This is a genomic window from Burkholderia sp. MSMB2157WGS, from assembly GCF_001532755.1.
Lineage (GTDB): Bacteria > Pseudomonadota > Gammaproteobacteria > Burkholderiales > Burkholderiaceae > Burkholderia.
Genome location: NZ_LPJG01000011.1, coordinates 194142 through 206918 on the forward strand (window position 1 = coordinate 194142; position 12777 = coordinate 206918).

Consider the following 12777-nt stretch of genomic DNA (forward strand, 5'->3'; position numbering starts at 1 on the left):
ACTCCGGGCCGCGCGACTTCCGCGCGTACGACGAACTCGGGTATCGTGTGACGTGACCCTGAAACGCGTGCAGGCGAATTCCCATGAAAAACGTCCTCAGCATTCAGTCGCACGTCATCTACGGCCATGCCGGCAACAGTGCGGCCGTGTTCCCGATGCAGCGTCTCGGCATCAACGTCTGGCCGCTCAACACCGTCCAGTTGTCGAATCACATGCAGTACGGCCACTGGGCCGGCAGCGCGATCGATGCCGCGAAGATGGAACAGCTCGTCGACGGCGTCGCCGCCATCGGCGCGCTCAAGCGTTGCGACGCGGTGCTGTCCGGCTTTCTCGGCTCGCCGCCGCAGGCGCGCGCGGCCGTCGAGATCGTGCGCTCGGTGAAGGCGATGAATCCGAACGCGTGGTACTTCTGCGATCCGGCGATGGGCCAGACGGGCGGCATCCGGCCCGAGCCCGGCGTCGAGGAATTCATCGTCCAGGAGATGCCCGCGCTCGCGGACGGCATGTCGCCGAACCACTCCGAACTGCAGAAGCTCGCCGGGCGGCGCATCGAGACCGTCGCCGAAGCCGTCGACGCGTGCCGCGCGCTGATCCGCCGCGGCCCGAAGATCATCCTCGTCAAGCACCTGCACGACCGCAACAGCCCGGCCGACCGTTTCAACATGCTCGCCGTCACCGAAACCGAAGCGTGGATCGGCCAGCGGCCGCTGTATGCGTTTCCGCGCCATCCGGTCGGCGTCGGCGACCTGACCAGCGCGATCTTCGTCGCGTGCCGGCTGCGCGGCGACTCGGTGCGCGCCGCGTTCGAGCACACGCTCGCGGCCGTGCATGCGGTCGTGAAGGCCACCTACGACGCCCGTCGCTACGAGCTCGAACTCGTCGCCGCGCAGGACGAAATCGCACGGCCGAGCGAATGGTTCGGCGCGTGGGTGACCGACGCCTGACGCGTGCGCATCGCGTTCCTCGCCGCCGCCGCTCTGCGTCCTCTGCCGTCCCCGCAGCCATCCCGCCGCTCCCCGCTCCTCCGGCGTGCCACGCGCCACCCGCCTCACCTGCCTCACCCGCCTCACCGCCTCACCCGCCTCGCCCGTCGCCGCTTCTTCGCCGTTCGTACCGCGGCGCGCAGCCGACGGCAATCCGATCCACGCGTGCAAACGTTTCCGGACTTCACATGAATGACACCGATTCCTCGCTATGCTCGCGGCGGCACGAACCGGCGCAGCCGCATCCTGCGCTCCGGCGCGTGCCGTTCCCGCAGGTCCCGCCAATCGGCTCCCCCTTTTCCGCACGATAACGACCATGACCCGATCGAACCGTCGTGACTTCCTGCGCGTCGCCGCCGGCACTGCCGGCGCCGCCGCGCTGAACCTGTTCCCGCCCGTGATCCGAGATGCGCTCGCGATTCCCGCGAACCGCCGCACCGGCACGATCCGCGATATCGAACACATCGTGATCCTGATGCAGGAGAACCGTTCGTTCGACCACTACTTCGGCACGATGCGCGGTGTCCGCGGCTTCGGCGACCCGCGCCCGCTGCGCCTCGCGAACGGCAAGTCGGTGTTTCACCAGCCGGTCGGCCCGGCCGAACTGCTGCCGTTCCACCCGGGCGCCGACAAGCTCGGCCTGCAGTTCCTGCAGGACCTGCCGCACGGCTGGCAGGACATGCACGCGGCCTGGAACAAGGGCCGCTACGACCAGTGGGTGCCGAACAAGGGCACCACGACGATGGCGTACCTGAAGCGCGACGACATCCCGTTCCACTACCAGCTCGCCGACGCGTTCACGATCTGCGACGCGTACCACTGCGCGATCCCGAGCTCGACCGACCCGAACCGCTACTACATGTGGACGGGTTACGTCGGCAACGACGGCACGGGCGGCGGCCCGGTGCTCGGCAACGACGAAAAGGGCTACGGCTGGACGACCTATCCGGAAGTGCTCGAACAGGCCGGCGTGTCGTGGAAGATCTACCAGGACATCGGCACCGGGCTCGACACGAACGGCTCGTGGGGCTGGACGCAAAACCCGTACATCGGCAACTACGGCGACAACTCGCTGCTCTACTTCAACCAGTACCGCACCGCGCTGCCCGGCACGCCGCTGTACGACAAGGCGCGCACCGGCACCAACGTCAGCGCCGGCGGCACGCTGTTCGACGTGCTGCAGCAGGACGTGAAGAACGGCACGCTGCCGCAGGTGTCGTGGATCTGCGCGCCGGAAGCGTATTCCGAGCATCCGAACTGGCCCGCCAACTACGGCGCGTGGTACATCGAGCAGGTGCTGAAGGTGCTCGTGTCGAATCCCGACGTGTGGAGCAAGACCGCGCTCTTCATCACGTACGACGAAAACGACGGCTTCTTCGATCACGTGCCCCCGCCGTTCGCGCCGCAGTCGCGCGACAACGGGCTGTCGACGGTCGCGACGACCAACGAGGTGTACGCCGGCGACGCATCGCACATGGCCGGCCCGTACGGCCTGGGGCCGCGCGTGCCGATGCTGGTCGTGTCGCCGTGGACCAAGGGCGGCTGGGTCTGCTCGCAGACCTTCGATCACACGTCGCTGCTGCAATTCATCGAGGCGCGGTTCGGCGCGCAATATCCGGTCACGGCCGCCAACGTGTCGCCGTGGCGTCGCGCGGTGTGCGGCGACCTGACGTCGGCGTTCGACTTCGCGACCGCGGACGCCGCCTGGCCGACGCTGCCCGACACGAGCGGCTACGCGCCACCCGACCGCGCGCGCCATCCCGACTACATCCCGGTGCCGCCGGTGCTGCAGAAGCTGCCGAAACAGGAGGCCGGGCTGCGTCCGGCGCGTGCGCTACCGTACGAGCTGTTCGTGCACGGTCGCGTCGAAGCCGCGAACGGCCAGTTCCGGCTGACCTTCGCGAACACGGGCCGGGCAGGCGCGGCGTTCCAGGTCCAGTCGCGCAATCGCGTCGACGGCCCGTGGGCGTACACGGTCGAAGCCGGCAAGCGCGTCGCCGACACGTGGAGCGCCGCCGCGTCGCTCGGCCTGTACGACCTCGACGTGTACGGCCCGAACGGCTTCTACTGCCATTTCCGCGGCCCGTTCGCGACCGGTGTCGGCAGCGCGAACGTGAACCCCGAAGTGATCTACGGCTACGACGTCGCGAACGGCAACATCACGCTGCGCCTGATGAACCGCGGCCACAAGGCCGTGCGGCTCAAGGTCACGAACGCGTACGGCCACGGCCACGCGCGCACGTTCGACCTCGCGCCGGGCGCGCACGTCGACGATTACTGGGACCTGCGCGGCAGCCACGGCTGGTACGACCTGACCGTCAGCGACGGCCGGCTGCTCGGCTTCCTGCGCCGCTTCGCGGGTCACGTCGAAACGGGCCGCCCGAGCACCAGCGACCCGCTGATCCGCACGAGCGCGTCGCACGACGACGCCGAGGCCGCATCGGACGCCCTGTCCGACTGACGTCGGCCCTACGCGGCGCGGCCCCGGGCGGGCCGCGCCGCTGCGTTGCCCCGCTCCGCCCCCCCTTCCTCCCCACCCGTTCCGTTCGCGACGGGAAATTCCCGATACCGGCCGCCTGCGCACGCGCGGAAGCTATGCGCAAATCCGCATCGAATGCGCGGCAAATTTCCAAGACCCGTGCATATCGGCGACCTATATATCGAGGCAATCGGGGCTCTTCGCGGAGCCTGACGGGAGATGTTTCCGAGAATCGCGATGCCGACCTCCCCGCCCGATTCCGAGAAGCGGTCGAACCGCCCGCCCGTCGCACGCGCCGGCCCGCCCGAACGCGTGCGGTACCCACTCGCAGGTGTCGAACAAGAGGAACAACATGAAATTCCGTCATTCCCTGCTGTCGGTGTCGATTGCATCCGCGCTTGCCCTCCTCTCGCAACAGGCCGCCCAGGCTGCCGACGCAACCGACGTGAAAGTCGGCTTCGCCGCGCCGCTCACGGGCGTGAACGCCGGCTACGGCAAGGATTTGCAAAACGGCGTACAACTCGCGCTCGACGATGCGGTCGCGCAGAAGGTGCAGATCGCCGGCAAGCCTGCCCGTTTCAATCTCGTCGTGCAGGACGACCAGGCCGACCCACGCATCGGCGTGCAGGCCGCGCAGGCGCTGGTCGACCAGAACGTGTCGGTCGTGGTCGGTCACTTCAACTCGGGGACGACGATCCCGGCGTCGGTGGTCTACGACAAGGCCGGCATTCCGGTGATCGACCCGGCCGCGACCAATCCGACGCTCACGTCGCGCGGGCTCGCGAACATGTTCATGGTGATCGCGACCGACGGCCAGAATGCCGGCAACGCGGGCAAGTACGCGGTCGACGTGACGAAGGCGAAGCGCATCGCGATCATCGACGACCGCACGGCGTTCGGCCAAGGCGAGGCCGACGAATTCGAGAAGGCGGTGAAAGCCGCGGGCGGCAACCTCATCGGCCGCGAGTTCACCAGCAACCAGGCGGTCGATTTCCGCGCGCAGATCACGAGCCTGAAGGCCAAGAATCCCGACCTGATCTTCTTCGGCGGCCTCGATTCGCTCGCCGCGAACTTCATCAAGCAGATGCGGCAACTCGGGCTGAACGCGCAGTTCGTCGGCGGCGGCGGCGTGAAGGACAACGAATTCATCAAGATCGCGGGGTCGGCCGCCGAAGGCGCGATGGCGTGGGAATATGGCCGGCCGCTCGACGAGCTGCCGCAGGGGAAGGATTTCGAGGCGCGCTTCAAGAAGCGCTTCGGCGTCGACGTGCTGTCGTACGCGCAGTTCGGCTACGACGCCGCGTGGGCGGCGATCAAGGCGATGCAGGCGGCCGGTTCGACCGACCCGAAGGCCTATCGCCCGGCGCTCAAGAAGATCGACTTCGAAGGCGTGACCGGCCGTATCTCGTTCTCGAACGACGGCTCGCTGAAGAGCGGGATGTCGACGCTGTACCAGGTGAAGAACGGCGCGTGGAAAACGATCGTGACGAAGGGAGGCTGAGCGGCGAAGGAAGCGGCCGGCGGCGGAAACGCCGCGCGGCCGCGAAGAGATCGAGGCGGCGACGCCGATCTCGTATGACGACTGATGTTATGGCGTCGCGGCCGGGCCCGCTCCACGCGAGCCCCGCGATGCCAGGTCAGCCGGCCTCGGCCTCGGCTGCCTCGTGCGCGCGGCGCAACCGCTCGCGGCTATTCGTCAGGTGCGTGCGCATCGCGGCGCGGGCGGCTTCCGGGTCGTGGCGCGCGATCGCCTCGTAGATGTCCTCGTGCTCGTGGTTCAGCCGGCCGACGTAGCGCTCGAGGTCGTCGCCGGCAAAGCGCGCCGAATTCACGCGCGTGCGCGGGATGATCGACGTGCCGAGCTGCGTCATGATGTCGACGAAATAGCGGTTGCCGGTGGACTGGGCGATCTGCAGGTGGAACTGGAAATCGAGTTGCGCGGTGTCGCGGCCGCTGCCCGCGCCCGTCGCGATCGCGTCGAGCGCGCGCCGCAGCGCGGCGAGGTCGGTATCGTTCGCGCGCTGCGCGGCGAGGCTCGCGCACTCGCTTTCGAGGCTGATGCGCAACTCCAGCACCGCGAGCACGTCGCGCAGCGTCGTGATCGTCGCGGGATCGATGCCGAGCGTCTGGCGGCGCGACGGCTCCAGCACGAAGCTGCCGATGCCGTGGCGCGTCTCGACGAGGCCGCTCGCCTGCATCCGCGAGATCGCCTCGCGCACGACCGTGCGGCTCACGCCCTGTGCCGCCATGACTTCGGTTTCGGTCGGCAGCTTGTCGCCGGGACGCAGCGTGCCGTTTTCGATCTGCGCGGTCAGCGCGTCGACGACATCTTGTGCGAGGCTGCGTGCGCGACGGCGCGGCGCTGCGGGAAGCGTAGGCACGGACATGTGGCCGGTTCCTTTTTGAATGATCGTAATGTGAGCCGAGGGTTTACGCGGGGTTTGAGCGAAAGCCGATGATTCATTATACTGCGTCACAAGTCATCCGACGACTGATGATCGGCGCACGGATCTCCTGTCGACTCAGGTCGGCTGTTCGGCACGCCCGGTCCCGTGCGCGACGATCGACCCGCGTTCGCGTTCTGCGCGCACTGGCCGGCTGTCGCTCTCACCCCGTTCCGGGGTTGCGTCGACGTGCGGGCTTGCGCGCCGCGCACGTCGGTTGTCGAATGATCGCACCTCCCGCCGCGCGCGGCAAAGCTTTTGCCGCACGGCATCGCCCACTCTTTCGCCATCGCCGCCCATGAACGCCGTCACTGCCTCGCCCTCCCACGACACGCCGCGCATCGTCGACCTGCAAGCGATTCCGGTCGCCGGCCACGACAGCATGCTGCTCAACCTGAGCGGCGCGCACGGCCCGTTCTTCACTCGCAACCTCGTGATCCTGAAGGACAGCGCGGGCCGCACGGGCGTCGGCGAAGTGCCCGGCGGCGAAAGCATCCGCCGCACGCTCGACGACGCGCGCGCACTGGTCGTCGGCCAATCGATCGGCAACCATCATGCGGTGCTCAACGACGTGCGGCGCACCTTCGCCGACCGCGACGCGAGCGGCCGCGGGCTGCAGACCTTCGACCTGCGCACGACGATCCACGCGGTCACCGCGCTCGAAGCCGCGCTGCTCGACCTGCTCGGCCAGCATCTGGGCGTGCCGGTCGCCGCGCTGCTCGGCGAAGGCCAGCAGCGCGAGCGCGTCGAAATGCTCGGCTACCTGTTCTACATCGGCGATCGCACGAAGACCGCGCTGCCCTACCGCGACGGCCGCGGCGCAACCGACGACTGGACGCGCGTGCGCGACGAAGCCGCGCTGACGCCCGAAGCCGTCGTGCGACTCGCCGAAGCCGCGCACGCGCGCTACGGCTTCAACGACTTCAAGCTGAAGGGCGGCGTATTCGAGGGGGCACGCGAGATCGAAGCCGTGACGGCGCTCGCCGAGCGCTTCCCCGACGCGCGCGTGACGCTCGATCCGAACGGCGCATGGTCGCTCGACGAGGCCGTGCGGCTGTGCCGCGACCAGCATCACGTGCTCGCGTATGCGGAAGATCCTTGCGGCGCGGAGAACGGTTACTCGGGCCGCGAGGTGATGGCCGAATTCCGCCGCGCGACGGGGCTGCCTACGGCAACCAACATGATCGCGACCGACTGGCGGCAGATGGGCCATGCGGTGCAGTTGCACGCCGTCGACATCCCGCTCGCCGATCCGCACTTCTGGACGATGCAGGGGTCGGTGCGGGTCGCGCAGATGTGCCGCGACTGGGGCCTCACGTGGGGGTCGCATTCGAACAACCACTTCGACGTGTCGCTCGCGATGTTCACGCACGTCGCGGCCGCGGCGCCGGGCCAGGTCACCGCGATCGATACGCACTGGATCTGGCAGGACGGCGAACGGCTGACGCGCGAGCCGCTGAAGATCGAGAACGGGCTGGTGGAAGTGCCGAAACGGCCGGGGCTCGGCGTCGACATCGACATGGATGCGGTCGCGCGCGCGCACGAGCTGTACAAGCAGCACGGCCTCGGCGCCCGCGACGACGCGGCGGCGATGCAGTATCTGATCCCGGGCTGGACGTTCAACAACAAGCGCCCCTGCCTCGTGCGCTGAGCATGGGCGAGCCGGGCGGCGGTACCGCCCGGTCGGACGGGAATCGGCGGGCACGACGCCGTGCGCGGCCGGTCCGGCTGGCGCCGGGCTCGAAACGCCTCGCGAGTGGGACGGGATCCGGATGGTTGTCGCCATGCCGGACTTGCGTGGCTTCACCCGGCTGACCAATCCCGGGGCGCCCCTAGTCGGGTGGCCCTAACCGGGCGTCCCTAGCCGGGCGTCCCTAGCCGGGCGCCCCTATCCCCCGCGCCATCCCCGACGCGGCGAACACGATGACGATCACCAGCACCGCCTGCCAGTGGCCGATCCGCACATAAGTGCGCGCACGGCCGATATCGGGCATCTGCTGCCGCCGCGCGGCGACACGCCAGCGGATCAGTCCCAGCATCGGCGCGATCTCGAGCAGAAGGATCAGCACGAGCGCGGTCATCTTCAGGTGAAAGAGCGGTTCGTGCAGGTAGTAAGCGGTCCCTTTCTCGAAACCGCCGAACGCGCGTGCAAGGCCCGTCGCGATCAGCACGAGCGCGGACAGCCCCCAGACCGCATCGGCCTTGAACACGCCGGTCAAATCGGCCGCCTGCGCCGAAGCGACGAGCCGGCGCAACGCGCGGTTGCGCCCCGCGATCGCGGCAAACGCGACGCCGAACGCACTCAGGTGAATGGCGGCCAGCAACCAATGGACGATCATCGCGCCTCCTTGTCGCCCGCGCCCGGTGCGCGAGCCCTGTCAGACGATCTGCTTGAGCGCCGCGTCGAGCGCGAGCACCGCGACGCGGTCGCCTTCTGTCGCGAGCGGCGTGCGCATCACGGTCTGCCGGTTGTGACCGACCGCCGCCGGCGAATCCCACAGCAACTCGACCTTCGGCCGATTGAACAGGCTGCCGCGGCGCGGCGGCACGACCGCCGGCTGCGCGCCCTGCTCGCCCGCGGCGAGCGCCGCGTGGCCGGGCCAGCGCACCGACAGCTCGCGCGCGTCGTACTGGCCGACCTTGCGACTTTCCATCCAGACGATCGCGGTACGCGTCAGCACGTCGAGCGAAATCGCATACCGGCCGACCGCGAAGCGGCGCGCGGCCACGTTGGTCCGCCACAGCGGCCGGGGCCGGCAGATCCAGACGATCGCCGCGTACAGCGCCGGCGCGGCGACGAGCCAGCCGTTGGTCGCCGTCACCGCATGCAGCGCGCGGCGCCAGCCGGCCGCCCACGTGAATGCACCGATCGACCATACGGCGAACAGGAGACCGATCAGCGCGAACGCGCGCAGCGCCTGGCGCAGCCACTGCGGCAGCGGATGGAACGGGCGCTCGGCCCGTGCGGCGGCGCCGGGCAACGCGAGCAGCAGGAAGATCAGGATCAGGTAGACGAATGCCCACGGCGACGACACCATCGCCGACAGCGACGAGCGATAGCCCATCTGGGACATCGAGAACAGCCAGCGCGCGAGCAGCACGAGACCGATCGCGCGCAACGCGAAGATCACACCGGCGCCGGGGGCCGGCGCTGCGCGCGTGGTTTTCGTTCTCGCCAAGACTGCTCTCCTCTGGATATTCGTACCGGCCGGATTTCACGGCACGGCCATTATAGGGACATTACCGTCTGGACAGATGGCCGGATGGCGTGGCGGGCCGCTTCGGGGGCCGTTCGCGGCGCCGGGCGCGGCGAGAATACAACAGATCCGCGCCGCAGATGTGACAACGCCCCGCCGGAAAACCCGGACGGGGCGTCGTGACGGCCGCGCGGCGGCGGCCCGCAATCAGCTTGCGTTGACTTCGCGAAGCACCGTGCGGCGCTTCTGGCGCAGCAGTTCCTCGTAGCCCTTCACGTAATTCTGCGCCATCACCTTCGACGAGAAACGGGCTTCGAACGCGGCGCGAACCTTCTCGCGCGGCAGCGTGTCGAGACGCTTGAGCGCGGCGACGGCCGACAGCTCGTCTTCGACGACGAAGCCCGACACGCCGTTGTCGATCACTTCCGGCACCGAGCCGCGCTTGAACGCGATCACCGGCGTGCCGCAGGCCATCGCCTCGATCATCACCAGGCCGAAGGGCTCCGGCCAGTCGATCGGGAACAGCAGCGCATGCGCGTTACCGAGGAATTCGGTCTTCTCCGCCTCGCTGATTTCGCCGATGTACTCGACGTGCGGCAGCGCGAACAGCGGCTTGATCTTCTCTTCGTAGTACGCGCGGTCGGCCTTGTCGAGCTTCGCGGCGATCTTGATCGGCAGGCCGGCCTGCTCGGCGATGCGGATCGCCGTGTCGACGCGCTTCTCCGGCGAGATGCGGCCGAGGAACGCGAGGTAGCTCGGCTTCACGTTCGGGATCGGCGTCAGCAGGTTTTCCGGCAGGCCGTGGTAGACGGTCGACAGCCAGTTCGCCTGCGGCAGCGGAATGCGCTGGTTGTCGGAGATCGACACGACCGGCACGTCGCTGAACGCATTGAAGATCGGCTGCAGTTCCGGCAGGTCGAGACGGCCGTGCATCGTCGTCAGATGCGGGACCGGCTGGCGCGAGAACAGCGAGAACGGGTAATAGTCGATGTGGCAGTGCAGGACATCGAACTCTTCCGCGCGGCGGCGCACCTGCTCGAGGAGCAGCATGTGCGGGGCCATCACGTCGCGGATCGTCGGATCGAGGCGCAGCGCCTGCGGCCAGCACGCTTCGAGCTTCGCGGACGTTTGCGAATCGCCGCTCGCGAAGAGCGTGACGTCATGCCCCATCTCGACGAGTGCTTCGGTGAGGTAGGACACCACTCGCTCGGTGCCACCGTACAGTTTCGGGGGCACCGCTTCGTGCAACGGAGCGATTTGGGCGATTCGCATGCGTAACTCCTAAAAATTCGGCAAAAAACCAGGTATGGGTCGGCAACCTGCCGGCGGTCCGGGCTGGCTGCACGTCGCCCGAACATCGGACGAATCGGCCTGCCGGGAGCGTCGAAACCCGCGCTGCTCAAGGAGCGTCGGCGACGCGACAGGCATAGAACGTTTGAAACGAAGACCCGTTGACAGGGGTTCGTAAAAAAACCTGGAATCGAACCCGGAGCCGATTATCTAGGGTTAATCCCGATACGGCGCACGACATTTCAAACACTTTACTTTGTTACAAAGGCGCAACACTTTGCAACCCGCGGACTCGGGCGTCCGTTCTAGAGTGGAAGGCCGTTTTGGCGATCCTTGTTAACCCGCAGCTGCCGGCAGCGCGATTCCGGCATACGACGCAGGACGGGATGCCGGATTTTATCTCAAAATCGAGCGCGAGCCCCTGGCCAAGGCAAGATTCGCGCAGCGCGACGCGCGGCGTTGTTTACAATGCCGGATTATTCAGTCCGGGCGAACGCCGGCCTGCGACCCAGCCGCCTCGCTCACTCACCGAATCACCGCACGCATATTTTGGAATCTCTCACCCCCGCCCAGCGCAACGCCCACAACGCGAAGCTGTCGAGCTACGCGCACCGGCCGATCGCGTTCCTGTTCCGCTACATCCGCCTCCACCCCGTCGCGCACCTGGTCGTGCTCTGCAGCGTGTTGGCCGCCGTCGGCTGCGCGCTCGGCTCGCAATATGCGATCAAGCACCTGATCGACGTGCTGGCGACCGGACGCCATCACCCGGGCCCGCTGTGGAGCGCGTTCGCGCTGCTCGTCGGGCTGATCGCGGCCGACAACCTGCTGTGGCGCGTCGGCGGCTGGGTCGCCGCGCACACGTTCGTCGCGGTCACGGGCGACCTGCGGCGCGACCTGTTCCAGTATCTGATCGGCCATTCGCCGACGTATTACTCGGAGAAGCAGCCGGGCACGCTCGCCAGCCGCATCACGGCCACGTCGAACGCGGTTTACACGTCGGAGAACACGATGGCGTGGAACGTGCTGCCCCCGTGCATCGCGGTGATGGGCGCGATCCTGATGATCATCGTCGTCAATCCGCTGATGGCGGCCGGCCTGCTCGGCTGCTCGGCCGTGCTGTCCGTCATCCTGTTCAAGCTCGCCGGCCGCGGCTCCGCGCGCCACCATGCGTTCGCGGCGAAGGCCGCGGCGGTCGACGGCGAGCTCGTCGACGTGATCGGCAACATGGGCCTCGTGCGCGCGTTCGGGATGACGCTGCGCGAACAGAAGCGCTTCAGCGCGACGGTGAAGGCCGAGATGGATGCGCGCCAGCAGAGCCTGCTCTATCTCGAAAAGCTGCGGCTGCTGCATGCGGTGATCACCGCGATGCTGTCCGCCGGCCTGCTCGGCTGGGCGCTGTGGCTGTGGGATCAAGGCCGCGCGACGTCGGGCGACATCGTGCTCGTCAGCTCGCTCGGCTTCACGATCCTGCACGGCACGCGCGATCTCGCGGTCGCGCTCGTCGACGTCACCCAGCACGTCGCCCGCCTGTCCGAAGCCGTGAAGACGCTGCTCGAACCGCACGGCATGCCGGACCGCTCGGACGCGCAGCCGCTGTCGGCCAAGGGCGGTCGCGTCGACTTCGAGCGCGTGACGTTCGCGTACCCGCACCGCCGCGCGATCCTCGACCACTTCGACCTTCATATCGAGCCGGGCCAGCGCGTCGGCCTGATCGGCAAGTCGGGCGCGGGCAAGTCGACCGTGCTCGCGCTGCTGCAACGCTTCTACGACACGCAGGACGGCGCGGTGAAGGTCGATGGCCAGGACGTGAAGGGCATCACGCAGGACAGCCTGCGCCACGCGATCGCGCTGGTGCCGCAGGACATCTCGCTGCTGCACCGGACGATCTACGACAACATCGCGTACGGCCGCCCCGACGCGACCCGCGACGAAGTGCTCGCCGCCGCGCGCGACGCGCGCTGCGCGGAGTTCATCGAAGCGATGCCGGAAGGCTATGACACGATCGTCGGCGACCGCGGCGTCAAGTTGTCGGGCGGCCAGCGCCAGCGCATCGCGATCGCGCGCGCGATCCTGAAGGATGCGCCGATCCTGCTGCTCGACGAAGCGACGTCGGCGCTCGACAGTGCGTCCGAGGAAGCGATCCAGAGCGCGCTCGACCGCCTGATGGTCGGCCGCACGGTGATCGCGATCGCGCACCGCCTGTCGACGCTGCGCAACTTCGACCGCATCATCGTGATGAACAACGGCAAGGTGATCGACGACGGCCCGCCCGACGTGCTGCGCAGCCGCCCCGGCCTGTATCGCGACCTGCTCGCGAAGCAGCATGGCCGCCATCATGCGGCCCCCGACGGCAACACGCCGACCGGCGAACGCGTGGCCTGACG

At 68.2% G+C, this 12777-nt stretch carries 9 protein-coding genes; 5 read left to right on the plus strand and 4 right to left on the minus strand.

What is annotated here, in order from left to right; translation table 11 throughout:
* Positions 1-83 precede the first annotated feature (83 nt).
* From pdxY to WT53_RS05515, 3 genes are all read left to right on the plus strand, one after another.
* Positions 84-944, plus strand: coding sequence for a pyridoxal kinase PdxY (pdxY, locus tag WT53_RS05505; RefSeq protein WP_034206814.1), 861 nt, complete (start codon positions 84-86; stop codon positions 942-944).
* Positions 945-1299: 355 nt separating this feature from the next.
* Complete coding sequence (locus tag WT53_RS05510) at positions 1300-3444, plus strand: phosphocholine-specific phospholipase C (RefSeq protein ID WP_060258801.1); 2145 nt, start codon at positions 1300-1302, stop codon at positions 3442-3444.
* A 370-nt stretch (positions 3445-3814) separates the two neighbouring features.
* Positions 3815-4963: a branched-chain amino acid ABC transporter substrate-binding protein gene (locus tag WT53_RS05515; protein WP_034206812.1), complete on the plus strand. Its 1149-nt coding sequence runs from the start codon at positions 3815-3817 to the stop codon at positions 4961-4963.
* Between the two features lie 136 nt (positions 4964-5099).
* Here the strand turns inward: WT53_RS05515 and WT53_RS05520 are convergent, their stop codons facing one another.
* Positions 5100-5849 (minus strand): FadR/GntR family transcriptional regulator, encoded by a 750-nt coding sequence (locus WT53_RS05520; protein ID WP_034206811.1) that lies wholly within the window; start codon positions 5847-5849, stop codon positions 5100-5102.
* A gap of 355 nt (positions 5850-6204) precedes the next feature.
* Between WT53_RS05520 and gudD the strand changes: the two genes are divergently transcribed.
* Entirely contained in the window at positions 6205-7557 is a 1353-nt protein-coding gene (gudD, locus tag WT53_RS05525; RefSeq protein ID WP_034206810.1) for a glucarate dehydratase, read from the plus strand.
* Positions 7558-7780: 223 nt separating this feature from the next.
* Here gudD and WT53_RS05530 read toward each other — a convergent pair whose 3' ends face one another.
* From WT53_RS05530 to WT53_RS05540, 3 genes are all read right to left on the minus strand, one after another.
* Positions 7781-8245 (minus strand): DUF2214 family protein, encoded by a 465-nt coding sequence (locus WT53_RS05530; protein ID WP_060258806.1) that lies wholly within the window; start codon positions 8243-8245, stop codon positions 7781-7783.
* Between the two features lie 39 nt (positions 8246-8284).
* Positions 8285-9085 (minus strand): hypothetical protein, encoded by an 801-nt coding sequence (locus tag WT53_RS05535; RefSeq protein WP_059782136.1) that lies wholly within the window; start codon positions 9083-9085, stop codon positions 8285-8287.
* Between the two features lie 225 nt (positions 9086-9310).
* The gene (locus tag WT53_RS05540) at positions 9311-10375 is read right to left on the minus strand and encodes a glycosyltransferase family 4 protein (RefSeq protein WP_034186533.1); all 1065 of its coding nucleotides are present in this window, start codon (positions 10373-10375) and stop codon (positions 9311-9313) included.
* Between the two features lie 567 nt (positions 10376-10942).
* Between WT53_RS05540 and WT53_RS05545 the strand changes: the two genes are divergently transcribed.
* Positions 10943-12775, plus strand: a complete 1833-nt coding sequence (locus tag WT53_RS05545; protein WP_034206807.1) for an ABC transporter ATP-binding protein — start codon at positions 10943-10945, stop codon at positions 12773-12775.
* The last annotated feature ends 2 nt before the right edge of the window (positions 12776-12777 follow it).